The organism is Alphaproteobacteria bacterium (assembly GCA_018662925.1).
In the GTDB taxonomy this organism is placed as follows: domain Bacteria; phylum Pseudomonadota; class Alphaproteobacteria; order 16-39-46; family JABJFC01; genus JABJFC01.
The window spans coordinates 1-25,093 of the sequence record JABJFC010000021.1; the positions used below are offsets into that span (position 1 = coordinate 1).

At 44.1% G+C, this 25,093-nt stretch carries 27 protein-coding genes and 1 tRNA gene; 9 read left to right on the top strand and 19 right to left on the bottom strand.

Features of this window, described 5'->3' with window-relative positions; genetic code table 11:
* Positions 1-260 precede the first annotated feature (260 nt).
* The 4 genes from HOL16_01290 to HOL16_01305 all read right to left on the bottom strand — a co-directional run bounded on the left by HOL16_01290 (position 261) and on the right by HOL16_01305 (position 2,425).
* Positions 261-446: a hypothetical protein gene (locus HOL16_01290; GenBank protein ID MBT5389330.1), complete on the bottom strand. Its 186-nt coding sequence runs from the start codon at positions 444-446 to the stop codon at positions 261-263.
* Positions 433-1,749 carry a hypothetical protein gene (locus HOL16_01295; protein MBT5389331.1) on the bottom strand — a complete coding sequence of 439 codons (1,317 nt, stop codon included), beginning with the start codon at positions 1,747-1,749 and terminating at the stop codon, positions 433-435. Before HOL16_01295 ends, HOL16_01290 begins: the two co-directional genes overlap by 14 nt.
* Positions 1,728-1,916 (bottom strand): DNA-binding protein, encoded by a 189-nt coding sequence (locus HOL16_01300; GenBank protein ID MBT5389332.1) that lies wholly within the window; start codon positions 1,914-1,916, stop codon positions 1,728-1,730. Before HOL16_01300 ends, HOL16_01295 begins: the two co-directional genes overlap by 22 nt.
* 433 nt (positions 1,917-2,349) lie before the next feature.
* Positions 2,350-2,425, bottom strand: a tRNA-Lys gene (locus tag HOL16_01305).
* 282 nt (positions 2,426-2,707) lie between these two features.
* On the opposite strand from HOL16_01305, the gene HOL16_01310 reads away from it, so the two are divergent.
* The gene (locus HOL16_01310; protein MBT5389333.1) at positions 2,708-4,105 is read left to right on the top strand and encodes a DASS family sodium-coupled anion symporter; all 1,398 of its coding nucleotides are present in this window, start codon (positions 2,708-2,710) and stop codon (positions 4,103-4,105) included.
* A 161-nt stretch (positions 4,106-4,266) separates the two neighbouring features.
* Entirely contained in the window at positions 4,267-4,566 is a 300-nt protein-coding gene (locus HOL16_01315) for a hypothetical protein (protein ID MBT5389334.1), read from the top strand.
* Between the two features lie 163 nt (positions 4,567-4,729).
* On the opposite strand, the gene gpt is transcribed toward HOL16_01315, so the two are convergent.
* The 11 genes from gpt to HOL16_01370 all read right to left on the bottom strand — a co-directional run bounded on the left by gpt (position 4,730) and on the right by HOL16_01370 (position 13,002).
* Complete coding sequence (gpt, locus tag HOL16_01320; GenBank protein MBT5389335.1) at positions 4,730-5,197, bottom strand: xanthine phosphoribosyltransferase; 468 nt, start codon at positions 5,195-5,197, stop codon at positions 4,730-4,732.
* The gene (locus tag HOL16_01325; GenBank protein MBT5389336.1) at positions 5,178-5,762 is read right to left on the bottom strand and encodes a DedA family protein; all 585 of its coding nucleotides are present in this window, start codon (positions 5,760-5,762) and stop codon (positions 5,178-5,180) included. The genes gpt and HOL16_01325 overlap by 20 nt, the downstream gene beginning before the upstream one ends.
* Before the next feature lie 61 nt (positions 5,763-5,823).
* Positions 5,824-7,746: a heme lyase CcmF/NrfE family subunit gene (locus tag HOL16_01330; protein MBT5389337.1), complete on the bottom strand. Its 1,923-nt coding sequence runs from the start codon at positions 7,744-7,746 to the stop codon at positions 5,824-5,826.
* Positions 7,743-8,180 carry a cytochrome c maturation protein CcmE gene (gene ccmE / locus HOL16_01335; GenBank protein ID MBT5389338.1) on the bottom strand — a complete coding sequence of 146 codons (438 nt, stop codon included), beginning with the start codon at positions 8,178-8,180 and terminating at the stop codon, positions 7,743-7,745. Before ccmE ends, HOL16_01330 begins: the two co-directional genes overlap by 4 nt.
* Positions 8,181-8,304: 124 nt before the next feature.
* Entirely contained in the window at positions 8,305-9,045 is a 741-nt protein-coding gene (gene ccsA / locus HOL16_01340; protein MBT5389339.1) for a cytochrome c biogenesis protein CcsA, read from the bottom strand.
* A 16-nt stretch (positions 9,046-9,061) separates the two neighbouring features.
* The gene (locus tag HOL16_01345; GenBank protein ID MBT5389340.1) at positions 9,062-9,715 is read right to left on the bottom strand and encodes a heme exporter protein CcmB; all 654 of its coding nucleotides are present in this window, start codon (positions 9,713-9,715) and stop codon (positions 9,062-9,064) included.
* Positions 9,715-10,287: a heme ABC exporter ATP-binding protein CcmA gene (gene ccmA / locus HOL16_01350; protein ID MBT5389341.1), complete on the bottom strand. Its 573-nt coding sequence runs from the start codon at positions 10,285-10,287 to the stop codon at positions 9,715-9,717. The genes HOL16_01345 and ccmA overlap by 1 nt, the downstream gene beginning before the upstream one ends.
* A gap of 63 nt (positions 10,288-10,350) precedes the next feature.
* Positions 10,351-10,497, bottom strand: a complete 147-nt coding sequence (locus HOL16_01355) for a DUF1674 domain-containing protein (GenBank protein MBT5389342.1) — start codon at positions 10,495-10,497, stop codon at positions 10,351-10,353.
* On the bottom strand, positions 10,484-11,299 hold the full coding sequence (locus HOL16_01360) for a 3-hydroxybutyryl-CoA dehydrogenase (protein ID MBT5389343.1): 816 nt from the start codon (positions 11,297-11,299) through the stop codon (positions 10,484-10,486). Before HOL16_01360 ends, HOL16_01355 begins: the two co-directional genes overlap by 14 nt.
* Before the next feature lie 3 nt (positions 11,300-11,302).
* Positions 11,303-12,253 (bottom strand): electron transfer flavoprotein subunit alpha/FixB family protein, encoded by a 951-nt coding sequence (locus HOL16_01365; GenBank protein MBT5389344.1) that lies wholly within the window; start codon positions 12,251-12,253, stop codon positions 11,303-11,305.
* Positions 12,253-13,002, bottom strand: coding sequence for an electron transfer flavoprotein subunit beta/FixA family protein (locus tag HOL16_01370; GenBank protein ID MBT5389345.1), 750 nt, complete (start codon positions 13,000-13,002; stop codon positions 12,253-12,255). The genes HOL16_01365 and HOL16_01370 overlap by 1 nt, the downstream gene beginning before the upstream one ends.
* Before the next feature lie 212 nt (positions 13,003-13,214).
* Between HOL16_01370 and HOL16_01375 the strand changes: the two genes are divergently transcribed.
* A complete protein-coding gene (locus HOL16_01375; GenBank protein ID MBT5389346.1) occupies positions 13,215-14,621 on the top strand; it encodes a hypothetical protein in 1,407 nt (468 codons plus the stop codon).
* A gap of 164 nt (positions 14,622-14,785) precedes the next feature.
* Here HOL16_01375 and HOL16_01380 read toward each other — a convergent pair whose 3' ends face one another.
* Together HOL16_01380 and HOL16_01385 are read right to left on the bottom strand one after the other, a co-directional pair.
* Positions 14,786-15,907: a Fic family protein gene (locus HOL16_01380; protein MBT5389347.1), complete on the bottom strand. Its 1,122-nt coding sequence runs from the start codon at positions 15,905-15,907 to the stop codon at positions 14,786-14,788.
* Between the two features lie 228 nt (positions 15,908-16,135).
* Positions 16,136-17,068 carry a glycosyltransferase family 4 protein gene (locus HOL16_01385; GenBank protein MBT5389348.1) on the bottom strand — a complete coding sequence of 311 codons (933 nt, stop codon included), beginning with the start codon at positions 17,066-17,068 and terminating at the stop codon, positions 16,136-16,138.
* 220 nt (positions 17,069-17,288) lie between these two features.
* Here HOL16_01385 and HOL16_01390 point away from each other — a divergent pair, with 220 nt between their 5' ends.
* The 4 genes from HOL16_01390 to HOL16_01405 all read left to right on the top strand — a co-directional run bounded on the left by HOL16_01390 (position 17,289) and on the right by HOL16_01405 (position 20,559).
* Positions 17,289-17,861, top strand: coding sequence for a hypothetical protein (locus tag HOL16_01390; protein MBT5389349.1), 573 nt, complete (start codon positions 17,289-17,291; stop codon positions 17,859-17,861).
* A gap of 196 nt (positions 17,862-18,057) precedes the next feature.
* On the top strand, positions 18,058-19,308 hold the full coding sequence (locus tag HOL16_01395; GenBank protein ID MBT5389350.1) for an MFS transporter: 1,251 nt from the start codon (positions 18,058-18,060) through the stop codon (positions 19,306-19,308).
* 22 nt (positions 19,309-19,330) lie between these two features.
* On the top strand, positions 19,331-19,708 hold the full coding sequence (locus HOL16_01400) for a cupin domain-containing protein (protein MBT5389351.1): 378 nt from the start codon (positions 19,331-19,333) through the stop codon (positions 19,706-19,708).
* 101 nt (positions 19,709-19,809) lie between these two features.
* Positions 19,810-20,559: a class I SAM-dependent methyltransferase gene (locus HOL16_01405; protein MBT5389352.1), complete on the top strand. Its 750-nt coding sequence runs from the start codon at positions 19,810-19,812 to the stop codon at positions 20,557-20,559.
* Between the two features lie 76 nt (positions 20,560-20,635).
* On the opposite strand, the gene surE is transcribed toward HOL16_01405, so the two are convergent.
* Together surE and serS are read right to left on the bottom strand one after the other, a co-directional pair.
* Entirely contained in the window at positions 20,636-21,436 is an 801-nt protein-coding gene (surE, locus tag HOL16_01410) for a 5'/3'-nucleotidase SurE (protein MBT5389353.1), read from the bottom strand.
* The gene (serS, locus tag HOL16_01415; protein MBT5389354.1) at positions 21,423-22,718 is read right to left on the bottom strand and encodes a serine--tRNA ligase; all 1,296 of its coding nucleotides are present in this window, start codon (positions 22,716-22,718) and stop codon (positions 21,423-21,425) included. Before serS ends, surE begins: the two co-directional genes overlap by 14 nt.
* Positions 22,719-22,937: 219 nt before the next feature.
* On the opposite strand from serS, the gene alr reads away from it, so the two are divergent.
* Both alr and HOL16_01425 read left to right on the top strand, forming a co-directional pair.
* The gene (gene alr, locus HOL16_01420) at positions 22,938-24,080 is read left to right on the top strand and encodes an alanine racemase (GenBank protein MBT5389355.1); all 1,143 of its coding nucleotides are present in this window, start codon (positions 22,938-22,940) and stop codon (positions 24,078-24,080) included.
* A gap of 85 nt (positions 24,081-24,165) precedes the next feature.
* The gene (locus HOL16_01425; protein MBT5389356.1) at positions 24,166-25,062 is read left to right on the top strand and encodes a LysR family transcriptional regulator; all 897 of its coding nucleotides are present in this window, start codon (positions 24,166-24,168) and stop codon (positions 25,060-25,062) included.
* Positions 25,063-25,093 lie beyond the last annotated feature (31 nt).

A 25,093-nucleotide genomic window follows, 5' to 3' on the forward strand; every position in this document is an offset into this window, starting at 1 on the left:
GAAATCAGTTGCCAAAAGTTGTCTCAGGTGTCAGATTCACCGATGGGTGTGAATTCATCACCACTGATGAAGTTGCTGCAGCTTGATTACAGCCCGTCACCAACTTTTGCGATTAACTCCACGATACTTGTTACCAGCTCTTGCATAAAAACTGAACTACCAGACTTTACTTGCCGTAGAGACGGATTACTTTATGGATAGGCAAACGGTAATCACGTTAATGACACCCCTTCCCACAAGAATCATCCCGTGAGACTGTGTTACCCTTTACCCTGAAGTGGAAGAAGGCGTGCAGATAGGGTGCTAAAAGTTGTTTTGAGTTCACAATCAACTCTACATTTGGAAGCACAGGCTAAATGATAGCACAAAGCCCAACCCTCAATCACCTTAATGAACATCTTATCTCCATAATATGCAGGTTTTTGATTATTCTCATGTCTTAGCATTTGAATCTCCTAAGTAGATTTCAAAGTTTGTCATGTCGGGAAACACTGCTTTAAGCGCTTCTTCAAGTGCCGACTTGTAGTGCGTTGTGATATAATCTTTGACGAATGTACTTTTTACGGATAAATAAATCGAATTTTGAGATAACTGAGGAGACATATCCCAAAACCAGGAAGTAAAAACAGCTTGCCCTAGGTCAAATACCAAAAACTTTGATATTTTGATCCAAGATTCTCTCAAACTTTCCTCTGGTGAATTGCGAGCTATACAATGCTCGATTAATTCTTGTTCAAACATAGGCCAGGGCTTTTCTTTGAAAGTGTTCGCTTGTTGCTTGTCGTAAATTTCACCATCTAAAACCTTGCGAGCGTTCTCTTGCTTCATGGCCCAGTCAAGAGTTACCCGGAATCCACTTGGGCTTTCTCCCATCAAAAAACGGCAAGTACTGATTCGAGAGCAATAGGCGTTCCACTCCGCGGGATTGTCATGGAATACCTCACTTAAAAGCTCCTTCAACTTCGCAAAGTGTACTTTTTTCAGGTGCACCTTCTGAATTTTTTCATCGAGTTGAGCTTGAACTTGGCTGTTCCAAACATCGATCATGTTTTGATAAAATTCCTCCTTCTTTCCTTCCTCCTTCTGGCTAATTTGGTCACTTGGAGGAGGAGTAAGAGGAGGAGGAAGTATATATCTTTGTGTATTATTTGTTTCCTTTAATGAACTGGCCAATTTGGACGTTTGGTCATACACATTTTGGCCACTTGCATTGGCCAAGTTGGCCGTTTGCTCATGCACATTTTGGCCAGTTGCTATCTCATTTTGGCCAGTTGCTATCCCATTTTGGCCAGTTGCTTTCTTATTTTGCTCACCCCGGATTACCAGCTTCGACTTACGAGTGGAATTGATGCCCGCATTCTGTTGGTCTCTTTTAGAGCTTAGCTTATCTCTATTCAAGCCTATCGAATTGTTTATAGGCAGTATCACAGTCTTTAAACTTTCATAGTTGATAGTGTAATATTTTGTGTTTTCGAGTGATCGTGAGACAAAGCTGTGAATAAATTTTTTTACCTCCAAGCATCTGATGATACGTCGGATTGTTCTTTCACCCCAAAAAGGAAATTGCTTTTGCCATTGCTCGTATGTGTTGTGTACCCAATGACAACCTTGAAAGAAATTCTTGTTGAGTTTCGGGTTTAGCCAATAATGAATCCGCTGCAACACGATAGCTTCCCTTAAGCCAATTTGACAAGCAAGTGTTGGTAAAACAGGCAATGTAGATTCATCTACGAGAAGAGTTGAGTGCATTTGTTATCTCCTCTAGTTGGAAGTTGTTTTTTTCGGAATTGTTGCTGTTCAAAAGAAGCTATATCCTCAATTCGGCAAAGGATTCTGCCTCCAAGTTTGAGAGGTTTGAGGTCACTGCCATTCCATGGCCACTGGCTAAAGGTTAATGATTTCAATCCCCAACTCATCGATAGCTCCTTAGGTGTAATAAGTTTAGCTTCCATTTGTAAGCCTCCTGTATGTTTTTGACACAGTAACTTCTATGCAAATCTATAAATATATATAAAAGTATATATAGATCTATATAAGTATTACAAAGTAAACGTAATGAATAGTTTTCATTTATTATAAATAAAAACGATTAGAACCATCCTGTCAATCCTAAATTTTTTATGAGCTTCTAACTTGGAGATAATTTAGCTTTTAGATGATCAAAAATTTGAAATTTTCAATGCACAACACCATTTGAAGCACTAAAAGTACGCATAGATGCAACATCAATGCTAGTTGAGATTTCAACTATGGTTCAAATTTATATGATGAATTTTCTTCTACTGCTTCCGATATGCTTCCGGATTTTTTATCGCGATTTCTCTAATCTTCTGTATCCCTTTCTCCTCCTGGTGGGCGCTACAGGATTCGAACCTGTGACCCGCTGATTAAGAGTCAGCTGCTCTACCAACTGAGCTAAGCGCCCCCATGGAGATGGGAAAGTGAGAAAAAACACTCACATCTGATGGCATATACCAAACCCGAATGGATCTGTCGATACACTTCACCACATTACTTACATTAAGGGTTACTAAGGTAGTATTTCCGGGGTTGCTTATTCAAAAACCCGTGGTACATTCGGGGCGAAATTTTTTTGGAATATGTTCCGATTGAGATGAGTATTTGAAAGGATATTACAATGGCCAATGGAAAATTAACATTGTCGCCTCGTTTTTTACCAGGATTTTCCAGTATTACCTGGGAAGGAATGAAGATAGTTCCCGCCTTGGTGATTTTTGTCATCTGCGGAGGACTGTGGCTCATTGATCCACCTTCGGGTCTTGATTTGAAAGCTTGGCAGCTTTTTATTATCTTTTTTGGGACTATTCTGGGGGTTGTTTTAAAGCCTCTTCCTATGGGGGCTATCGCGCTTTTGGGCGTTGTCTTTGCAACCCTCACCCAAACGCTGACGCTTCCCCAGGCCCTCAGTAGCTTTAGCAAACCAGTCGTTTGGCTTGTGGTTTTTGCTTTCTTTATTGCAAAAGGTTTTATCAAAACAGGGCTTGGTTCTCGGATTGCCTACTTTTTTATCTCTTTGCTCGGAAAAAGCAGCTTGGGACTTTCCTATGGGATTGTCTTGACGGATTTCTTATTGTCTCCCGTTATTCCCAGCAACACGGCCCGCAGCGGTGGGATCTTGTTTCCCATTGTGAAGTCTCTCTCAGAAGAGTACGGGAGCAGCCCGAAGGAAGGCACGCAGCGCAAAATAGGGGCCTTCTTGATGCAGGTAACCTTTCAAGCCGATGTTGTGATTAGTGGTATTTTCTTAACAGCTCTGGCTGGCAATCCTCTTACAATTGGATTTGCCAGAGAGTTTGGGGCCGAGATAACGTGGATGACATGGGTATTGGCTACAATAGTTCCAGGCATGGTTTGTTTGCTCCTCATTCCTTTGATTCTTTATTATTTGTATCCTCCAGAGGTGAAAACGACCCCGGAAGCCCCAAATATTGCGCGAGAAAACCTTAAAGAGATGGGATCGTTGCAATTTGGAGAAGTGGTGATGTTGCTCACCTTCTCCGTTCTGTTAGTCTTATGGATTTTTGGTTCTAGCTTAGACGTGCATCCTGCAACGGCTGCTTTATTAGGGGTGGTAACCCTCTTGTCGACGGGTGTATTGTCTTGGGAAGATATCCTGAAAGAAAGGGGAGCTTGGGATACCCTTATTTGGTTTTCCATACTCCTAGGAATGGCGACCTATTTGGCTGAGTTTGGCATGATGAAATGGTTTGGTGCTCATGTTCAGTCACTTGTTTCGACTTATACGATGGGGGTTGCGGTTGTCATCCTGGCCTTGATCTACTTTTATAGCCATTACTTTTTTGCCAGTGCGACAGCCCATATTTCGTCCCTGTACTCGGTTTTCCTCGTGGCCTTCATTGCCGCAGGTGTTCCACCCCTCCCTGCAGCCCTTCTATTGGCCGTATTTTCTTCCCTTTCCAGTGGACTTACCCATTATGGAACAGGTCCAGCGCCCGTATTCTATGGCGCCAAATACGTGAAGATCAAAACTTGGTGGGCTCTAGGCGCCATTATCTCGGTAGTGAACTTGGCTGTTTGGGCTCTCTTGGGTCCAGTCTGGTGGCGCATGATTGGGATGCTGTAGAAGGGATTTTTGGAGCTTTTCAATACCTCAAAGGGTTACTCTCTAAACTTTGACGGAATTTACATTTTTGTAAAATATCATGCTTATACATGATACAATGCAAGTCAGAAGGCTTGGAAGGTCCAAATCTTAAAAAACAGATATTATAGGGAGAAGTTAAGATGTTACGTAAATTTATTTATAGAATCGCACCCGTTTTTGTTATTATGGCCAGTTTTTGGTTTACGACGGATGCTTCGGCAAAAGTTCCGTGTTCAGTAGCGTGTAATATCAATTGGCATAAGACGCAAGATTCTCCTGGCTATAACGCGTGTGTCAAATATGTTTGCCCAGCTATTGAAAAGGGAAAAGACTGTAAGGTTGCGTGTGGAAGCTCTGATGTTATCAGTAAAGCTAAAACTAGCTCATCCCATTGTATAAATACTAAGTGTCCCGGTATGAAAAAGAAGTTGGATATGTAAGCCTCAACGCGGCTTACTTGGATAAAAACTATACGTGTAACAACAGAGGATCGGTCTTAAATATACCGGTCCTCTTCTTGTTTTTTCCCAATTTAGCGTGAGCTTGATGATGGGGTATATTCCAGCATGAGGGGGAAGAGTATTATGGATCGTGTAGTTCTGCCTACTCCCCATCTGTCTCCCATGGGAGCACAATCCAAGTATCCTGGCTGACTTCGGTCACATAGCTATCAATGATAGGGCGCCCTGCGGGTTTAGCATAGACGGCGGCTAGATAGGCTTGTGGCAACATGTCTCTGACGATAGAGGCCGTTTTGCCCGTATCGACCAGATCATCAATAATGAGCCAGTCTTTTCCCTGGGATTCTATGATGGATGAGGCAGGCTTGAGGGTTTCGGCCTCTTTTTGGGTGTCTAGATCATCGTAGCTAATGATACAGACGGTATCGATTAGGCGGATATCCAGTTCTCGTGCAATGATAGCGGATGGTACCAGCCCACCGCGCGTAATAGAAACAAGGCCTTTCCAGGGTTGTTTGGGAAGGTTCCAGGCAAGAGCGCGTGTATCCCGATGGAATTCTTTCCAGGAGACATGAAACTTGTGGGGAGTCTCATTTGGGAGGGCTGTCATCTCCAATTTCCTTTCTTATCTTTTTTTTAAAATAGTAATAACTGGCGGCTGCTAAGACAACCACCCCAACGCCTGCAGCAATATATTTCTGCACCTTGTCAAAATTCTGAGTGATAGATTCAATAGCTTCGGCGAAAAAGTATCCCAGAAAACTAATAACGATAGCCCAGATGGCCCCTGCAAGAAGAGTCAGGAGTGCATATCGGCGTTGTTTGATCTCACTCATGCCAATGGCAATGGGGGTGATGGTTCGGATGCCATAGATGAATCGAAAGCCCAGAATGAAGATGTTATCGTATTTCTTCATAAGTTTGAAAACCCGCTCGGTCTTTTTGGCCCACTTAGGACAGCGTTTCAAGAGCCAAGTGCCGCCATAGCGCCCCAGGAAAAACAGCAGCTGATCATGAATTATGGCCCCAACGTAAGAAATAAGCATGACAAGGGGGAGGGAGAAAAACCCGTGGTATGCAAAAGCACCCGCGAGCAACAGGAGCGCCTCTCCTTCAATGAGGGCGCCGACGATAATCATCCAATAGCCGTAATCGTAAATAAATTGCTCTAGCATTTACCACTCCAAGTATGGCTCTGGTTTACTATTGGATGCCTTCTCATTTCAAGTGAAATGATTAAGAACGGGTTTTGTTTTTTAGAGGATCTTTCTTTTTCCGTGCTCTAAAGGGGATTACACCCAAGAAACCGGAGAGGGCCATAAGTAGTCCTCCGATCCAGATTAAAAGGATCCAGGGCCGATAGGCAACATAGATATTCCATTTACCATCGGGTAGTTCGTTGCCTAAAGTGACGTATATTTGAGAAAGCCATATTGTATAGAGGGCAACTTCCGATGTTGCTGTTTGAGATATTGTATAAAAGCGTCTCTCTGGATAGACATTTCCCAGATGATCAAAACCCGTATGAATTTCAATCTCTGCTTTTCGGGAGGTAAAAGTAGGTTCTTCAATGGTTTCAAAACCGTTGAAATTAAAGGCGTAACCTGCAAAGTAAAAACCGCTTGCTTCATATTGAGCGGATAGTTCTTCCTTATGAAAGCCAGCATCCACAGAGATCCCAATGAGGGTAATTGTGAATCCTAAGTGGGCCATTGTCATCAAGTTGAATGTCTTTGATAGTTTTTTCAGGCGGGTCGCTTGCGTTTTTCGTATCCACAGACCAATCGTCCCAAACAAAAGCCAAAAGGCTGTGGCTAAGAGGAGTGATATGGATAAACTTTTGTGCAGCCAATAATAGAAAAAAGTAAAGGCGGCTAATGTGGCGAGTCCAAGAATGCCCAGTCGATCAAAAGATTTTTTAAGGCTAACGCTTTGCCACGGGATTCTGGGCCCAACGACCATAGCAAATCCCAGGAAGAGTGTGAGGATGAGGAAAATCTTATTGAAGTATACGGGCCCGACGGTGACAGCTTCACCTGTTATGGCTTCTTGGAAAATTGGATATATGGTTCCAAGGAGTACGGCGCCCAGGGCGGTCATGAGAAGTACATTGTTGCTGATGAGGGCGGTGTCTCTTGAGAAAGCCTTTATCGTACTCGATTCTCTAATTTTTTTACGACGAATTGCGAAAAGTGAAAACGCACTTCCTGCGATGATTGTTAAGAGTGCTAGGATGAAATATCCGCGAGAAGGATCCAGAGCAAAAGCGTGGACAGAACTGACAACACCTGAACGGGTGAGGAGGGATCCTAGAAGGCAGAGGGAAAACGTAAGGAGCGCAAGAAAAATGCACCAGCCTTTAAGGGAACGCCTTTTTTCCAAGACCAGGAGAGAGTGGAGGAGGGCTGTGCCACTGAGCCATGGCATGAGGGATGCATTTTCTATGGGATCCCAAAACCAGAAGCCCCCCCAGCCTAATTCATAGTACGCCCAGTAGCTGCCTAGAGTGATGCCCGTGGTGAGAGAGGCCCACGACCAGAGTGTCCATGGCTTTATCCAGGAAACCCATTTAGTGGCAATTTCTTTTTGGAAGAGAGCTGCGCAGGCGCAGGCAAATGGGATCACAAAGCCAACATATCCCATATAAAGGAACGGGGGATGGATCACGAGTCCAGGATCTTGAAGGAGAGGATTCAGGTCTAGACCCATTCTAGGGGTGACGGCTAAGGTCAGGAAAGGATTGGACGAAAAAAGGACATAGGCAATAAATCCGCCATTAATGCCACCGAGGACAGCGAGGGCTTGTGACAACATACGGGTGCTTGGGGCCTTTCTCCATGAAAAAAGCATTCCCATGAGACTTAAGAGAAGGACCCACAACAACATAGAGCCCTCATGATTTCCCCAGAGGGCGGTCAGTTTATATATATATGGCATGTCTTGATGAGAGTTTTTGAATACAACAAGAAAGGAAAAGTCTGAGATGGCAAAGGCGTGAAGCAAAAGTCCAAAGGCTATTGTGATCACGAGGCCTTGGCCTGTTGCTAGAATTTGCCGTGCTCTTAGATAGTCTTGTTTTGCAGTATGGGGCAATGAGGCTTGCACCAACGCCATACTCAGAGCAGCAAAAAGGAGTCCTTCGCCAATGAGCGCATTCATGGGCGATCTCCTTGCCAAAGGCCTTTTTCCTTAAGGGTATCGGCCACTTCTTTTGGCATATAGGATTCATCATGTTTTGCCAGGATTTCTTCGGCGTAAAAAGTATGATCACCTCGATAGGTCCCTTGAGCAATAATCCCTTGGCCTTCCCTAAAAAGATCTGGCAGGATTCCTGTGTACTGAATCGTGACGATTGTTTCTCCATCGGTTATTTTGAAGGAGGTCATTTCTGCTGAGAGTTCTAGGCTTTTTTCTTGAACCAATCCGCCAATGCGAACCCGTTTTGTGGGGCTGGGGTTTGCACTGATTAATTCGGTGGGGCCATAAAAGAAAATGAGGTTTTCGTGGAAGGAAGTAAGAATAAGCCAGAGGCCCAGTCCTCCAATGGTCAGGCTTCCTAAAATAAAAAACATACGGTGATGTTTAGGGCGCATGTTAATCTGCCAAGTCCTTTTCTGCTTTGAGGAGGCTTAAAAGATTAAAAATAAGTAAAGGCGCCAAAATGACGAGGGTCGTTGTAAAGGCTGAGAAAATATAAAAATTGTAATCGGGCATTTTTTAGGCGGCTTCTCTTATATGGTTTAGGATGTCTGTTTGTATCTGCCGTTGGTGCTTTTGTTTAAGGAGATCACGGCGGACCAGAATGAGTAAGAGCGTTCCATAGTAACTTGCAAAGGCAGCAGCCATCAGAAGCAGAGGTGTCAGCATGGAAGAATGAATGCTCGGTGCACTCAAACTCATAAAGCTCGTTTTTTGGTGAAGAGTACTCCAGAATTCAACTGACCACTTCACAATGGGCAGATTAAATGCCCCTACTAGCCCCAATATAGATGCCATTTTAGAGGCATGTTCCCGATTGTCGAAACCGTAGTAGAGACCTAAGTATCCTACGTAAAAGAAAAAGAGAATGGCCATAGAGGTGAGGCGTGCATCCCACACCCAGTAGGCTCCCCACATGGGCTTGCCCCATAAGGAACCGGTAATAAGACACACAGCGGTGAAAGCAGTGCCTGTGATGGCGGAGGCCTTTCCCAAGAGAGATGCCATGGGTGCCCGGAAAATAAGATGTAGGGCGCTCATTGTGGAGAGGACTGCATAGGCAGCAAGAGAAAACCAGGCAGCAGGAACGTGGACATACATGATTTTAACAGCGCTGCCTTGCTGATAGTCATCTGGAGAGAGGAAAAGACTCCAGTAGAGTCCTATGCCTAACAGCACTGTGGTGACAATGAGGCCCACTGGAATGAGATTTTTGCTCCAGCGAAGAAAAACGGTGGGTGAGAAAAAATTAAGTTTCATGGGTGCTTTGCTTCTCTCATTGGGTCAAGGCTTCACGTAATGCAAATCCAGATAGCCAAATGCTAATGGGAAGATAAAGTAAAAACAATCCCAAAAGCATTAGAAAAGGAGACCATGTTTCAGAAAGGGGGGCATGGGTTCCAAAGATAATTAGTGGCACGAAAAGAGGAAATACAAGCACGCTTGTTAAAAAGAATTTGTTTTTTGAGCCCAGAGTAAGAGACGCAGCCAATGTTCCGATGAGGGCGGCCGCGAGAAGGGAGAGGGAAAGGGAGAGGATGATCAGGGGAAGTAGGTCCATGGGTATTTTCAAAAGCATTGCGAGAAAAGGGGCGATTGCTACTAAAATGAGCCCATGGGAAATCCAAAGAGCGAGAGCTTTTATGAGGGCTATCCTATGAATTGAAACAGGGTGCAGGTACAGTTGTGTCAGCGTCCCATCTTCAAAATCCTTTTGAAAAATTTGAGGAAATGAATTTGAGAAAGCCATAAGGGCCAGGACATACAGAATGGGAACGGCCAGGGTCTCTAAGGTCGATAAATCAGACAGTCCAAGTGGAAAGAGAAAACTCGCTAACACTAAGAAGGTGCACTGTAAGAGCACAGATGACTTGTTGCGCCAGGAAAGACTTAGTTCTTGATGAAGATGAGCACAAAAAGATAATTTCATCACAAAGTCTTTCCAATTGTACCGGTCATAGAAATAACTTGCGTTGGAAAGGGGACTTGGAAAGGTGCATGGGTCGCAATAACGGCAAGGCCGCCTTTCTGAAGGTGGATATTTAGGGCATTCACGAACGTGTGAAAACTAGGCTCGTCCAATCCTGTTGTGGGTTCGTCTAAGATCCATAGGGGCTTTTCTGACAGATGGAGGCGGGCCAGAGTAAGTCGCTGTTTTTGTCCGTGAGAGAGGCATTTTATGGGCCGGTATTTGTGGTTGTTGAGGCCAAACAGCTCCAAGGTGTCAGAAATCATACTAGCTGGCATATTTGACCAGAAGCACAGAGTCTCAAAGGGTGTTAGATCATCCTTGAGCGCTCTATCGTGCCCCAAATAGTGAAGGCGTTGAAAATGGTTTTGAGAGGGGGTTTTGATTTTAAGCCCATTCCAATGGAGGTGCCCCTGATTTGAGGTAGAGAGTCCAGATAAAATTTGGAGGAAACTTGATTTTCCAGAACCATTAGGTCCAGTGACAAACAAAAGCTCGCCTTTATTGAGGGAAAAATCTTTGGAGGAGAACACATTGTTTCCGGAACGAATGCAGCTGATGTTTTGGCCTGAGAAAAAGGGTGTCATCATATCAACTTAAAAATCACTACAACGGCCATTCCGTTCCCAGTCTCCGTAACGGGTGGGTTCCAGTCCTTTTGGCCCGCCGTATTCTTTTGGAAGCGCTTCTTTTTTTGAAGGAATATTCTTTGGATTTTTGTCCGAAGGTTTATGTGTAGTCATAAAATCCCTTTTTTGTTTTCCGTCCTAAACGCCCTTCTGACACATATCTTTCCAATAGGGGACAGGGGGCATATTTTGAATCCTGAAGTCCATTATGGAGAACTTGCATGATAGAGAGGCAGGTATCAAGCCCTATTAGGTCTGCGAGGGCAAGTGGCCCCATAGGCTGGTTGGTGCCAAATTTCATGGCTGCATCAATATCCTTGGCAGAGGCAACGCCCTGATCAAGGGTAATTATGGCTTCATTAATCATGGGCATCAAAATTCGATTCACAATAAATCCAGGGACATCTTTAGAATGGACGATAACCTTATCTAATTTTTTGATGACATCATCTATTTTTAAGATAGCTGCAGAATCTGTTTTAGAGCCAGGAATGATTTCCACCAGCTTCATAAGGGGGACGGGATTCATGAAGTGGATGCCCAGGAACCGTTCTGGACAATTGGTGCCCGCTGCCAGATCACTTATGGAAATAGAGGATGTATTGGTGGCTAGGATTGCGGAGTTTTTCAAGTAGGGTTGGATTTCCTTAAAGACCATCTTCTTAAGATCTATATTTTCTGGAACGGCTTCGATGATGAGATCTGTTGAGGTGAGATCACTGAAGGATGTTGAGTAAGAAATATCTATTAGGGATTCGTTGCGTTTTTCCGACGTTTTAGCAACATATGTTTTTGCTTTCTCAAGCATATCTTCTGAGACGTCTACGAGGGTTACCGGATATCCTTTTGAGGCAAAAGCATATGCAATACCGGATCCCATCTGACCTGCGCCAACAATGCCTACCGAGTGAATCATGGGTCAGGCCTTCCGTCTATCTAAAAGATCTATGAGTTCAGGGATGATCTTAAAAAGATCTCCCACGAGTCCGTAGTCGGCTATTTGAAAGATGGGAGCATCGGGATCCTTGTTAATAGCCACGATAATTTTGCTATCCTTCATGCCGGCAATGTGTTGAATCGCCCCTGAAATGCCAATAGCCACATAGAGATCTGGGGCCACAACTTTCCCCGTTTGGCCCACTTGATAATCATTTGGGACAAAGCCCGCATCTACGGCGGCACGGGAGGCGCCAATGGCAGCGTTGAGTCGATCAGCCAACTCTTCTATCAGCTTAAACTTTTCTTTGGATTGAAATCCGCGTCCCCCAGAGACAACGACTTGTGCCGATGTGAGTTCGGGGCGATCAGAGGTGCTTTCCGTCAATTTTACAAAGTGAGAATGGTTTTGCTTTCCCAATTCCAGCAGGTCCTTAGAGAGGGATTCTTCCGGTGTAGAATGCTTTTCACTAGGGGACACTGGGTCAAATCCTGTCGTGCGGATGGTCAGGAAATTTAGAGACGCAGATGATTTGATCGTTTCTAAAGCATTCCCAGCATAAATTGGTCGCAGGAAAGTATCCTTGGATTGAATTTCCATGACATCGGAAATTTGCTCTACATCTGCGAGGGCTGCCGCTCTTGGCAGGACATTCTTTCCAAATGTGTTAGAGGGCGCCAAAACGTACGTATAATTTTTAGCTAAGGACGCGATAACGGGCGCCATTGATTCTGCCAGTGGTTGGGCAAAAGAAGGTGATTTTGCCAGGAGAATTTTTTCAACCTCTGTAATAGCTTTAGCGTTTGGAATAGAGGCGTTGGCAAAAAGCAGCAGATCAATGGGTGCTTTAAGTTTTAAGGCCGCGCCAATAGTAGCCAGGGTCGCTTGGGTCACATGGCCATGTTCGTGCTCAGCAACAATAAGAGTGCGCATCAAATTACCTTTGCCTCTTGGGTAAGTTTTTCAAAAAGCTCTTCTGTTGAGGTGACTTTGGTGCCGCCTTCTCGTTTGGGAGGTTCTTGGACTTTGACGGTTTTGAGGTTGCTTTCGATCTTTATCCCCATGTCTTTAGGTGTGAGTTCTTCAATGGGCTTTTGCTTGGCTTTCATTATGTTGGGCAGGGACGGATATCTCGGTTCATTGAGACGTAAGTCAGTTGTAATAACGCAGGGGAGTGACAGTTTTACGGTTTCAATACCGGTGTCTACCTCTCGTTCCACGATAACAGATTGGCCGTCCACTTTTACTTTTGAGGCAAAAGTGCCTTGTGGCCATCCTAAGAGGCCTGCCAACATTTGGCCTGTTTGGTTAGAATCATCATCAATGGCTTGTTTGCCAGTAATGATTATTTGGGGCGATTCCTTTTCCGCAATGGCCTTTAAAATCTTTGCTGCAATAAGGGGCCTCACGATTTCATCGATCAGAATGTGAATGCCGCGATCGGCCCCTAGTGCCAGGGCAGTTCGCAGAGTCTCTTGGCACTCTTTAGGTCCAATAGAAATAACAACCACTTCTTTAGCTTGGGCGCGTTCTTTAAACAGAATCGCCTCTTCGACGGCAATTTCATCGAAGGGATTCATGGACATTTTTACATGATCTAATTCGACACCAGATTGGTCATTCTTGACGCGAACTTTGACGTTGTAGTCAACAACTCGTTTGATGGCGACAAGTATCTTCATGCCTTTCCCTACTTCGGTTTTCTACGATCAGTCTATAGGAAAAGAAACGGCAGTGCGAGGGTAGAAATGTATGCTTTAAAAACTTAATCGAGTGTCTAATTACAAATAAAATATCGACTCACAACAAGTTAAGTGCATTTTTATTGTATAAATAGTCCTTATACGCTACCTTCATGAAATTAATGCATACCAAATTTTAGAGGGTTATTGTTTTGAAGAATATTATTTTACTTAGTTTATTGGTTATTGCTGCATCTGTTCCGTTTGGAATATTTCCCATATCTGATGCAGAAGCGGGTAAAAAGCATAAACTGGCGCTATTTTATGAAAGTGTAGAAGGAAGTCCATGGGAAAAGTGGACAGCAACACATAAAAAGTACTCTGCAAATGGAGAGGATTATGTTTCAAATATCCTTCGAAATCAGTTGGGCATTAAACCTCCAGTAGATGAAAGTGGTGGAGCCGGTGGCAAGCTTGGGTCCTCAAGTCAGTCTAAGAACAATGCTGCTAACGCAAGCGTTGGATCCAGTGGAAGACTATATCAACTTCATATGGAGCATTTTGGTGAGGCAATCCAGAATCTTCGAACAGCAGGTTATAAGGCATTTGCCGATAGTGTTGAAACCTTGAAGTCGAGCGCAATCCTTTTCCCTCAGCTTGAGATTAATGTTGCCAGAACTGCAGCTTGGTCCCTCAGAAAGGAAAATACACAGTTTGAAGGTTTGTTCCAAGCCCAGTCGGATACAGCTGTTCGAGAGGTTTTTAAACGTTATGTAGACAAGCATTTTTCTGAAGGTTTAGAGCAAAAAGAAAAACGCGGGGCTTTTGAGAAAAAAATTAAAGCAGGGGTATCCATTCTAGAAGAATATAGGATCTATGGGATTTGCCCCACTGCGGGTAATATTGAATTGACTATTTCCAGACTTTTTCTTTCAGAGGAACATTCTGGAGAGGATTTCTCATTAGAAAGCAGAAACGGAATATTGAAAGTACTTAAGGATTCTGGCTTTGTCACGACGGACGTAACTTCCTTTGACAATTTTGAATATGATCCTGGGGTGATTTTAAAACAGTATTTTTCAAAAAATCCTGGAACGACTCTTATACTGGGATGTGGGACACAACTGAATGGCGAACTTGGCTCAAGCATGGGAGTTGAGACAGTAGCGTGTGGTGCCTGTACAGATCGACATTTACACGTTCCAACTGTTTCAATGGATGGCCATGAAGCTCCCACAGTTGTTGGAAATATGCATGACAAAAGGATATGGACGGCGCTGAAGGATAATTCTCTAGAGCTTATTGGTGATCACGCTTGGGGATTTATATTGTTAGATAATTCTCAGGAGAATGAGGGAACTTTCCAAGAGGCTTGTCGTGTTTTGAAACCAACTGGGATGATTGAATTCTTTGATCATACAAACTTCTTTCGTTCTGTTGAATCCCAACTGGGTGGGACGGCCGCGAAGCAGTGGGAGACAGTGGATGCGGAGTTCAAGAAGGTAGGCAACCAGGGCAACACAAACCTGCACCGTCTATTTGAGGTTGGTTTTCGGTTTGTAGGTATTCGGAGTGATGACGGAAATAATGGCTTTCTGCAATTTAGAAGGCAAGGCTAATCATCATTGCGGCGAAGTTTGGCAAACCATGATTTTGTCACTACCAGCAATTGAAGTCTCTTAATTTTGAGCAGACGGAAGGGATGTCTTTTTCTTTTTTCGTGTTGTTGACGAGGAGCTTACACTATGATGGCATCAATGATCTGTCCTGACGTGAACCTTTTCTATTGTGAGGTTATATTCTCATGAACTTGTGAAATGGTTTCCAAAACTAATGCTTCGTAAACTTCTGACAACCGGTACCGGTGGGCTTTGGCTTTTGAATCCTCAATTTCAAGGAAGCCGCTCTCGGTCCAAGCCTTACACCACCTCCGAGCTTGACGGTCTGAAATTTTGAAAAACTCTGCAATATCGATGACTGCAAGAGTCTCCATTGTTTGGAAAAGCTTGAGGACTTGCCGTTGCTCTGGAAGAAGGCTGCGCAACATGAGAGACTGATCAGTTGCACCTTGGCTTGCTGATCGCTCTGCTTTACGTTGAATGGTGACGAAGGAGTCCACCATGCCACCAATAAAATATTCTAAGAATTGAGTGAGATCCCCCTCAGCGCGCTTGCCCTCATAATAGTCTTCATCATTCCCAACGGTTAAAGCGTCATAGTAGGCTTTCAAATTCCGAGCATAATATTCTTCCAAAGAATAAATTCCCTTAAGCCCATAACCGTGCCTATGCAAGACAAGTGTTGCAAGAAGCCGTGCCGTGCGCCCATTACCATCAAAATAAGGATGAATAGTTGCTAGCTGATAATGAGCGAGTCCCGCCACAATGGGAATGGGGAACTCTTTTACGCCTAAATTGAACCACTCCACAAGGCCTTTCATAAGTGCTGCCACGTCTTTATCCTTGGGAGGAATGTAGACCACAAGCTTACCATTGCGAATGACATTCTGATCATCTCGGTAGGGGCTGGGACGCTTGCGTCCATTGTAAGCTATGCCGTGAATGGTTTGGATGGTTTTTTCGCTCAAGGCTTCTTTGCCATTTGCAAGCTGCTCAACATAATTAAGCGCTTGATAATAATTTTGCACTTCTTGCTCATCTTTTGCCCGATTCGGGAAATGCTCTCTCTGCGCAATGACAGCACGGACTTCCTCTGCTGAGAGCATGTTGCCCTCAATCGCTGTTGAATAGTGTGTGGATGCAATGCGTGCGGTGTCTCGCAAAGAGGTTAAGATGCGTGCCGTGATAGGAAGATCTGAGATGGCTTGGCGAGCCCGTTCGATCTCTCCCAGAGACAGAGCCATAGCGGACGAAATGGTGTATCGAGGTGTAAATGCCATAGGCATATGGTAGCAAATGTCCAACAAATGTCAAGATAATGTCCGGCAAATGTCCGGCAAATGTCCAGAAAAGGACCTGCGGAAAATAAGCTCTATAACACTCTGCGAGTGGGGCAGAAATTATGATGTCTATTCATCGAAATATGGTTGCCCCAAGCTTTACATGTGAGGAAAAGTTTATATGGGGATTTAGCAGAGAAAATCTTAGCATTCTTAAAAAAGTGCTGAGATTTTTTATGAATGTTTTTCTTTCCTTAAAACCCATCCACTGTAAATTGCCTGGATTCCCAATAAGGGAATGAAAAGCAAGCTCACGTATTCTTCGTGAATCCATAGCAAAGTAAAGCCCTGGATGAGCATAAAGCCAACATGTAAGCAGGTGACCCTGGTGTGGCTCCAGCCCGATTGATTGAGGCGTTGATAAAGATGTTCCCGATGGGCGTCCCATATTTTCTCTTTTCGTAAGGTCCGTCGGAATAGGGTGAAGAGCGTATCGTAGATAAAGTTAAAAAATAAGACGGGCAGGACTAATGGAGAAATAGGATGATCCGAGAATTGGGGCAGCGCGATCATGAGACCCAAGACGGGGAGGAGGAATCCCAGGAACTGGCTGCCAGAGTCTCCCAAAAACAATCGAGACTTTGGAAAATTAAAGAACAGAAACCCCAGGCTTGCGAAGGCTAGAAGGGCAAAAGTGCTAGTTAGGGAAGAGGAAAGAAAGAACAAGAAGAAACATGCCCCAATGGTTTGGACGGCAGCAATCCCATTAATGCCATCCATAAAGTTGAACATATTGATGAAATAAAGGAGCCAAAAAGCTGTGAGGAGGGACCCTAATGGGCCTAGGGGAATGGTTAGGCCTGGTAATAGGAGAATATTTTCAAAGCTGATTCCCAGACTCACAATGACAATTGTTGCCAGTAATTGAAGCCCTAAGCGTATTTTCCATGTCAGCGGGTTGATGTCATCCCAAAGGCCCATAAGCATCATGACAAGTGCCGCAATCCAAAGAGTGATGAGGGGACTTACGTCTGAAACTAAAGGCCGTGTGCCGAAGAGTGACATAAGGAAAAAGCTAAGGGCAATGGCAACGCCTCCTGCTTTAGGCGTTGTTTCCATGTGGGAAGAACGCTCATTTGGGACATCATGAATATTAATTTTAATCATGATAAAAGAAAACAAGGCACTCAGGCACATTGCTAAAAAAGTTTGTGGGAAAAAATTAGCAAAATCCATTTTCATTCTCCATTTTCTAGGACCCTACTTGAGTTAAACTGACGGAGCAAGCAAGTATGATGTGGGCAATGCGAAGAAATATATGCAGAAATTTCCGATAATATGGCATAATAAGCGCAGGGAGTTTGATTCATTTACAGGAGGCAAAACAATGTATCGATGTTTAATTATTTCTTTATTTGTTGTGGGTGGCTTATTCATTCAGTCTGCCGTTGTTCCAAACGATGCTGAGGCAGTACCTACTAAAAAGCGATTAAAACATAAGGTTGGTATTGGAAAAGGGCCAGTTCGTCATGGAAAGCGTATACCTCCTGGTGGTATTGGAAAAGGGCCAGTTCGTCATGGAAAGCGGATACCTCCTGGTGGTATTGGAAAAGGGCCAGTTATTGTGGGTCATAAAAAGCATATGTGTTGCCCTGGATCTAAGTCTAAAAAAGGATTTACTTCATGTTATTTGTCTACTTTGAAGTGTCCTGGCTTGGCAAAGCGTAAAGCACCGAAGAGGGTTCCATGTGTATCATGTGGAGGAGCTCGCAGGTACAATTGTGTGCCGGGTGAGTCTCTCGCCAAAGTTCGATGTCCTATAAGACAACATCCTTTTCCCGTCAGTGTTGGAAAGAAAAAACATCCTAAATCTTTTGGTGGGGGAAGACACAAGAGGAAGAAGGGAAGGCCTGTTGCTTCAGAGCATAAAGCATTCATGGTGGACGTTTACCATCCTTAAAAACACACGTTTGTTGGGTGAATTCATACAAAAGGGAGACTCTTCAGTCTCCCTTTTTTTTATTTGTAATATCATCAAAACTTTCCCCAAAATTGTCAATTATTTCTAGCCGTTTCCGAAACAGAATTCATAGATTGCCCCATGTATTATTTCTGATATAGTGCAGAAAGTTGTACAAAAAAATGTGAGGCTTAAAATGCGAAAAACCCTTCTTCCCTGTATGATTGGAAATATTATTGAGTGGTATGAGTTTATGCTCTATGGCTATTTTGCCACCGTAATTGGGACGTTGTTTTTTCCTCCTATGGAGGGACTTTATCCTCTTGTCTTCTCTTTTGCCATTTTCTCCGTCGGTCTTTTTGTTCGCCCCATAGGGGGGATTGTGTTGGGACACATAGGAGATAAACTTGGCCGGAAAAAGTCTTTAATTCTGTCCGTTTATATGATGGCGCTTCCTACGGCGGCCATTGGACTTTTGCCTACCTATGCAACTATAGGGGCCCTGGCGCCCATTTTATTGGTATGTATGCGAATTTTGCAGGGGTTTGCTATGGGAGGGGAATATGCCGGAACCGTTGTTTCGATTCTTGAGCATTCTCCCAACAAAAAACGCGGATTGTATGGAAGTTTAGCAGCCCTAAGTCTTGTATCTGGAATGTTGTTGGGATCCATAGCAGGAGCTAGCTGTGAAGCCTTTTTGAGTCAGGAAGAACTCTATACTTGGGGGTGGCGTATTCCGTTTTTCCTCGGATTGGTAGGCGCTATCTGGGGTATGTATATGCGTCGCTCATTGGAGGAGACTGGTAAGTATTTGGACTGCAAAAATGAAAATCGACTTTCTAGACTCCCTATTGGAGAGTTGTTTCAGAACTTTCCAAAAATCGTTCAAGCTGTTTTGGTCCAAACGACCCTAGCAGTTGGAATCTATACCATTACGATCTTTTATATAAATTTTGCCAAAACCATTTTTGAATTTACGAGTCAGGGAACATTCTTTATAAATGCTCTGGGAACCGTAATTTTAGGCCTGTCGACAGTTTTATTTGGGAAGCTATCGGATGTATACGGGCGTAAGAAAGTCATGCTGCTTTCCACGATCAGTATTATGGTTGTGGCTTATCCTTGTATTTCTTTGACCATCGAGGGGAATGTACAAGCCTATATGACTGGCTACTTAACTCTCTCCTTCCTCGTGGGTGGTGTGTTGGGACCGTTGCCCACTTTTTTGGTAGAGTTCTTTAACACAAATGTACGTTATTCTGCAGTAGCCTTGACCAATAATCTTAGTATGGGAATTTTTGGTGGAACCGCGCCTGTCGCGATTGCCTACTTAATTCAAGTGACGGGTACAAACATCGTGCCCGCCTTTTATCTGATGGGTACGGCTGTTATAACGATTTTGGCACTTTTGTCTACGAGGGATGATTATGGCCGAGAACTTGCCTAGAGAACACAGAGGACATAGAAATATGAAAGAAGTTCCCTTTAAGGTGATCCCAAGGGAAGAGATGGAGGATATCTATTCTCCAGTACATGCAGCCAGTAAAGATGCTATTACGCTTAAAGCTTTTAATGATCACAAGTCTATCAGTCGCTTTTGCTCGAAGAATATTGGCCAACTTTCTATGAAGTGGTTACATTTAAAGCCAGGGCAAGAAGTAAAGATTCACGATCACCCTGTGGACACTCTCATGATTGTGACCCGTGGCCAGGGTGCATTGATCGGCGACTTAGAGCAAAAGATTTTTGAAGGGGATTCTGTTCTTATCCCCAGTTCTAAAAAACATGGTGTCATTACAACCGATGATAAAGGCCTTTGGGCTTTGTCATTCCGTTTTAACGAGTAGTTAAAACGCGTCCTTCATCTTTGAATTCACCAGTTGGCAAATGATGATGAACACCTTACTCTATAAGCAAGAGATTTTGGATAGATTCGGTAAGAGGGCATATGCGTTGGGAATGTGTAGATCTTAGAAACTTTTATGGCGCCCGTCGTGGTAAGATGGTTCGACGGATGATACGGCGACGTGTCCGAGCCATGTGGCCGAATACAAAAAACATGACTATTTTGGGATTGGGATACGCGACTCCCTATTTGCGCAACTATATGACGGATAGCAATCACGTGGTTGCCTTTATGCCTGGTCCACAAGGAGCAATACCATGGCCAACCTTGCATTCTGCAGCAATTAATCACGGAGGAAGGGAGACTCACTCTTTGGTTGCACTAACTGAAGAGGATGTTCTTCCCCTTCCTGATGCCAGCGTGGATCGATTGCTAATGGTACATATGCTTGAACATGCATCCAATGGACCGGCCCTTCTTCGCGAGGCTTGGCGCGTTCTTAAAGATGATGGCAAGCTGCTTTTGGTGGTGCCCCATCGTCGAAGCATGTGGACACGATTTGATCGTACCCCGTTTGGCATTGGACATCCCTATAGCTATCGGGAACTGGGTGCCCTTTTGCGGAAGACCCTCTTTACGCCTTTGCGTCGGGAGGGTGCTTTGTTTATTCCCCCCTTTCGATCAAAATTATCCCTTTCTTTAGCCACCATATGGGAAAACTTGGCCCACAAGTGGTTTCCAAAATTCTCCGGTGTTCTTGTCGTGGAGGCAGGAAAAGAAATTTATGGAGGGGAGTTAAACATGGGAACAGTTAGGCAGAGGCGCGCCTATGCTCCTGTTCCATTGGGCTAAGTTCCACTTCCCCAAATTCCACTATAGAGATTTAGGATGATAACAAACGAGCGATCAGCTAAATTGGCGCTCTTTCCTATTCTTTAAAAGTCTTTTTCAGAGCGTTCAAAGTCTGATGATGGGTTAAATCCAAATGTAATGGTGTGATGGAAATATAACTTTCTTCTATAGCAGATAGATCTGTTCTAGGGGTGAAGGATTTTTGCACAGGAAGAGGTCCAATCCAATAGTATGGACGGTTTCTAGGGTCTTTACATTCCCAAAGTTCGCCACCGGACAGATCACGAAAGCCTTGAGGAACAACTTTGGTTCCTTTGACAGAGTGGATAATCGCATCTGGAAAGTTGATATTCATCAGGCATTCCTTTGGCCAGTAGGTCTTTAAAAGATTTCGAATAATGTCTGGAGCAAAATGGAGGGCTGTGGCCCATTTAGGCGGATGGCGGCGATCAATTACTTGACTTAGCGCAATGGCAGGAATGCCGAGAAGTGTCGCCTCCATGGCGGCAGCAACGGTGCCAGAATAGGTTACTTCTTCTCCTAGGTTGCTGTTGTAGTTCACACCTGAGAGAACGAGAGTAGGTTTTTTGTCCTTAAGAATGTGATTGACACCTAATAGGACGCAGTCAGTGGGAGTGCCATCAACCGAATAGCGCCGATCTGAAATCTGTCGAATGCGAAGAGGGCGGCTGAGGGTCAGCGAATGACTAGCCCCACTCTGCTCTGTTTCTGGCGCAACAACCCATACATCATCTGAAAGTTGTTCAGCAACTTCTTTGAGGATCTTTAGTCCCGGTGCGTTGATGCCATCGTCGTTGCTCACAAGAATCCTTAGGGAAGATGGATCAGTGACTTTTGGATATTTAGTCGCGCTCATGTGGATGAATCTCCGTTAGACCATTCATGTAAGAATGGAGAATTTCTGGGATGATGACGGAACCGTCTTCTTGCTGATAATTTTCAAGGATCGCTACGAGGGTACGGCCGATAGGAATCCCTGAGCCATTGAGAGTATGGACGAATTGCGGCTTTTCCTTCTTCTCTCCGAGAGAAATAGGCCTGAAGCGGGCCTTCATACGGCGTGCTTGGTAGTCACCACAAACGGAGCAACTGGAAATTTCTCTGTAGGTATTCTGTCCTGGAAGCCAAACTTCAATGTCATATGTTTTGCGTGCAGCTACCCCCAGATCACCGGTACATAAGGAAACGACTCTATATGGCAAAGCTAGACGCTTAAGGACTTCCTCGGCTGATTTTGTCATACGTTCGTGCTCATTTCCAGAGGTATCAGGATGGGTGATACTGACAAGCTCTACTTTGCTAAACTGATGTTGCCGAACCATACCACGTGTATCTTTTCCGGCAGCACCAGCCTCGGATCTAAAACAATATGAGTAGGCGACAAAACGTTTTGGCAGATCTTCTTCGTCGAGTATGTCTCCGGCTACAAGATTAGTGAGGGGGACTTCTCCGGTGGGAATAAGCCATCGGCCATCGGTCGTCTGAAATAAATCTTCCGAAAACTTGGGCAGCTGACCTGTGCCAAAAACGGCATTGTCTCGGACAAGGAAGGGAACGCTTACTTCTTCATAATCAAAATTCTGGGTGTGTAGGTCGAGCATGAAAGATACTAGGGCCCGCTCAAGTTGTGCGAGGGCTCCTTTTAGGACAACAAATCGTGATCCTGACATTTGGCTCGCCTTCTCAAAATCCATGAGCCCCAATTCTTCCCCAATCTCCACATGCTCTTTAGGTTTGAAATCAAATGTTGGAATCTCTCCCCATTTTCTTATCTCAACATTTTCACTTTCATCTTTACCATCAGGTGTACTTTCATCGGGAAGATTTGGAAGACCAGCCAGAAGAGTTTTAATTTCCTGGGAAAGTTTGCCTTCTTTAGCTTCTAGTTCAGGAAATTTCTTCTTGAGAAGAGCCCCTTCCTTTACAAGAGATTCGATATTCTCTCCCTTGCTTTTTGCCATTCCCAGTTTGCGAGCATTTTCATTCCGCTCTTGTTGAATGTCCTGTATGGAGGTAATTAAGGATCGGTGCTGTTCATCTAGTTCAAGGAGTTTGCTACCCACAGGCACATGCCCTCGACGCTTAAGTCCCGCATCAAACAGTGCCTTGTTCTCTCGGATCCATTTTAGGTCAAACATTTTATAATTTTCAGTCTAATTTTGAAGAATGGTTAAATATGAAAAAGCTAATTCTGCATCCTTGTAACATGAAAGAAATTGCTGTGAAAGATATGATTAAGGAGAGATAAGATTTAGAGATTTCTGCCAATTATATTTGACCCATTCAGCAAAGAGCTTTAATAAAGAGGAGATCAAGAAGACAGTGTGTTGGAGTTGAGTTTGATTATGGGAAAATAAATGACTTTTTTAGCAACAGAAGATATTACAACTTTGTCTGCGGAGACTGTTCCAGACCATATTACGTCCGTTTTGGAAATAAATACCAAAGAGATCATTAAAAACTATTATTTTTTAAACGAAATGCTTTCCACTGGGAAATGTGGAGCTGTTGTGAAAGCCGATGCGTATGGTTTAGGGGCAGAGAAGGTGGGAGCTGCTTTAGAACGGGTTGGATGTCAGGAGTTCTTTGTGGCTCATGTTGAGGAGGGTATTGCTTTGAGAAAGGCACTGCCCCAAGGCAATATATATGTTTTTACGGGACTTTTGCCGGGAACAGCTGACTGCTTTATTGAGCACAATCTTATTCCTGTTTTAAACAACATTGAGCAAATAAAGACATGGTATGAACTGTGCCGTAAAGAGGAAAACGCTAAAGATGCAGCTATTCACTTTGATACTGGAATGTTGCGAAATGGTTTAGACAAAAAGGATCAGAAGCTACTTCTTAATAATCTTCAATGGCTGGCAGCCATGAATATTCATTTTTATATGACTCATCTTGCCTGTTCTACTGTCAAAGATCATCCTTTGAATGATGTACAGTTGGGGAGATTAAAGGGCATTGTATCCCAATTGCCGACAGCACCTATCAGTCTTGCAGATTCGGGGGGGATTTTTATTGGGCCTGAGTATCATTTTGATCTTGTGCGTCCTGGGTTTGCTTTGTTTGGAATGAACCCTACACATCATGGCATGGATAAGAATCCTATGACACCTTGTGTTCGTTTTCGGGGCCGGATCATACAAGTCAAAGAAGGCGAAGTTGGTGATAGCGTTGGGTATGGTGCGACGCACGTGCTGGATCGGCCCAGTCGCTTGGCTGTTGTTGGAGCGGGGTACTCCAACGGATATTTGCGCTCTTTGAGCAATCAGGGAGTTTGCTTTTTAGAAAACTGGAAAGTTCCTGTTTTGGGGCGAGTTTCTATGGACTATATTGTTGTTGATGTAACGGATGTACCCGAATCCGTTGTCGCTGAAGGGCGATGGATTGATTTGGTAAATGCTGGAATGTCTTTGGACCACCTTGGAGCGCTTGCTCAAACTATCTCTCGAGAAATGTTGACGGGAATTGGAAAAGGGACACATAGGGTGTACGTATAATTAAAACGACCTATCCCAATACAGGATTTTCATTCGTCGTAAAATAGTGTTAGGTTGTCTTGGAGATGTCAAATGGGAGGCCAGCATGGAATGGGATAGACTTAAAACTTTTTACTATGTTGCGAAAGCAGGCAGCTTTACCAAGGCATCTGAGTTTCTGAATATAAGTCAGTCGGCTATCAGTCGGAGTGTGGCAACGCTAGAGGATCGGTTGGGTGCCCGACTTTTCGAACGATTTGCCCGTGGCGTCGTATTGACGCAACAGGGTGAGATCATGTTCGAATCTGTTCAAAAAATGTTCGAAGAAGCCACGCGTGCTGAAATGTTGGTCAAAGAAGAATCTGAAGAACCCCAGGGCCCTCTTTGGATTGCGACAACCATGACCAATGCGTCTGTTTGGCTTATGAATTACATACCGTCCTTTCTTAAAAAATATCCGAAGATTCGTTTGACGATCATTGGGAGTGATGAGGCCTTGGATCTTCGTACGCGAGAGGCAGACGTCGCTATTCGTCCGTTTATTCAAGACCAAGCTCACTTGATACAGAAATATATTTATACATTCCATTTAGTGCTCTATGCGAGTAAAGAGTATCTGGAAGAATTCGGGACTCCTAAAAAAGCGGCAGACCTAGACAAGCATCGTCTCATCGTCTTTGGAAATGTTTCTGCGCACCCATACAGTGACATCAACTGGCCTTTGCGGGTTGGTGCAGAGTCCGGTCGTGTACGGGAACCGTTTATGTGTATCAACACAACGGCGGGTATATTCCAAGCTGCTGAAGCAGGCCTGGGCATTACCTCTATTCCAGAAGAGTATCCAGGAATTGAGGGATCTAATCTTGTAAGGGTGCTTCCCAAACTCGATCCTGTCGAACTGCCTCTCTATTATGTCTATCCAGAGAGGCTGAAGAACTCAAAGCGCGTCATAGCATTGGGTGAGCACTTGGAAGAAGTCCTTACCCTTAAAAAAGAAAAGTAGATTATCTCTTAGCTGCGAACTTTACGGATTT

Coding starts and splice junctions, on each gene's coding strand:
- HOL16_01290 (MBT5389330.1), bottom strand. CDS start 446: ATGCTAAGACATGAGAATAATCAAAAACCTGCATATTATGGAGATAAG.
- HOL16_01295 (MBT5389331.1), bottom strand. CDS start 1,749: ATGCACTCAACTCTTCTCGTAGATGAATCTACATTGCCTGTTTTACCA.
- HOL16_01300 (MBT5389332.1), bottom strand. CDS start 1,916: ATGAGTTGGGGATTGAAATCATTAACCTTTAGCCAGTGGCCATGGAAT.
- HOL16_01310 (MBT5389333.1), top strand. CDS start 2,708: ATGAAGATAGTTCCCGCCTTGGTGATTTTTGTCATCTGCGGAGGACTG.
- HOL16_01315 (MBT5389334.1), top strand. CDS start 4,267: ATGTTACGTAAATTTATTTATAGAATCGCACCCGTTTTTGTTATTATG.
- gpt (MBT5389335.1), bottom strand. CDS start 5,197: ATGACAGCCCTCCCAAATGAGACTCCCCACAAGTTTCATGTCTCCTGG.
- HOL16_01325 (MBT5389336.1), bottom strand. CDS start 5,762: ATGCTAGAGCAATTTATTTACGATTACGGCTATTGGATGATTATCGTC.
- HOL16_01330 (MBT5389337.1), bottom strand. CDS start 7,746: ATGAATGCGCTCATTGGCGAAGGACTCCTTTTTGCTGCTCTGAGTATG.
- ccmE (MBT5389338.1), bottom strand. CDS start 8,180: ATGCGCCCTAAACATCACCGTATGTTTTTTATTTTAGGAAGCCTGACC.
- ccsA (MBT5389339.1), bottom strand. CDS start 9,045: ATGAAACTTAATTTTTTCTCACCCACCGTTTTTCTTCGCTGGAGCAAA.
- HOL16_01345 (MBT5389340.1), bottom strand. CDS start 9,715: ATGAAATTATCTTTTTGTGCTCATCTTCATCAAGAACTAAGTCTTTCC.
- HOL16_01355 (MBT5389342.1), bottom strand. CDS start 10,497: ATGACTACACATAAACCTTCGGACAAAAATCCAAAGAATATTCCTTCA.
- HOL16_01360 (MBT5389343.1), bottom strand. CDS start 11,299: ATGATTCACTCGGTAGGCATTGTTGGCGCAGGTCAGATGGGATCCGGT.
- HOL16_01365 (MBT5389344.1), bottom strand. CDS start 12,253: ATGCGCACTCTTATTGTTGCTGAGCACGAACATGGCCATGTGACCCAA.
- HOL16_01370 (MBT5389345.1), bottom strand. CDS start 13,002: ATGAAGATACTTGTCGCCATCAAACGAGTTGTTGACTACAACGTCAAA.
- HOL16_01380 (MBT5389347.1), bottom strand. CDS start 15,907: ATGCCTATGGCATTTACACCTCGATACACCATTTCGTCCGCTATGGCT.
- HOL16_01385 (MBT5389348.1), bottom strand. CDS start 17,068: ATGATTAAAATTAATATTCATGATGTCCCAAATGAGCGTTCTTCCCAC.
- HOL16_01390 (MBT5389349.1), top strand. CDS start 17,289: ATGTATCGATGTTTAATTATTTCTTTATTTGTTGTGGGTGGCTTATTC.
- HOL16_01395 (MBT5389350.1), top strand. CDS start 18,058: ATGCGAAAAACCCTTCTTCCCTGTATGATTGGAAATATTATTGAGTGG.
- HOL16_01400 (MBT5389351.1), top strand. CDS start 19,331: ATGAAAGAAGTTCCCTTTAAGGTGATCCCAAGGGAAGAGATGGAGGAT.
- HOL16_01405 (MBT5389352.1), top strand. CDS start 19,810: ATGCGTTGGGAATGTGTAGATCTTAGAAACTTTTATGGCGCCCGTCGT.
- surE (MBT5389353.1), bottom strand. CDS start 21,436: ATGAGCGCGACTAAATATCCAAAAGTCACTGATCCATCTTCCCTAAGG.
- serS (MBT5389354.1), bottom strand. CDS start 22,718: ATGTTTGACCTAAAATGGATCCGAGAGAACAAGGCACTGTTTGATGCG.
- alr (MBT5389355.1), top strand. CDS start 22,938: ATGACTTTTTTAGCAACAGAAGATATTACAACTTTGTCTGCGGAGACT.
- HOL16_01425 (MBT5389356.1), top strand. CDS start 24,166: ATGGAATGGGATAGACTTAAAACTTTTTACTATGTTGCGAAAGCAGGC.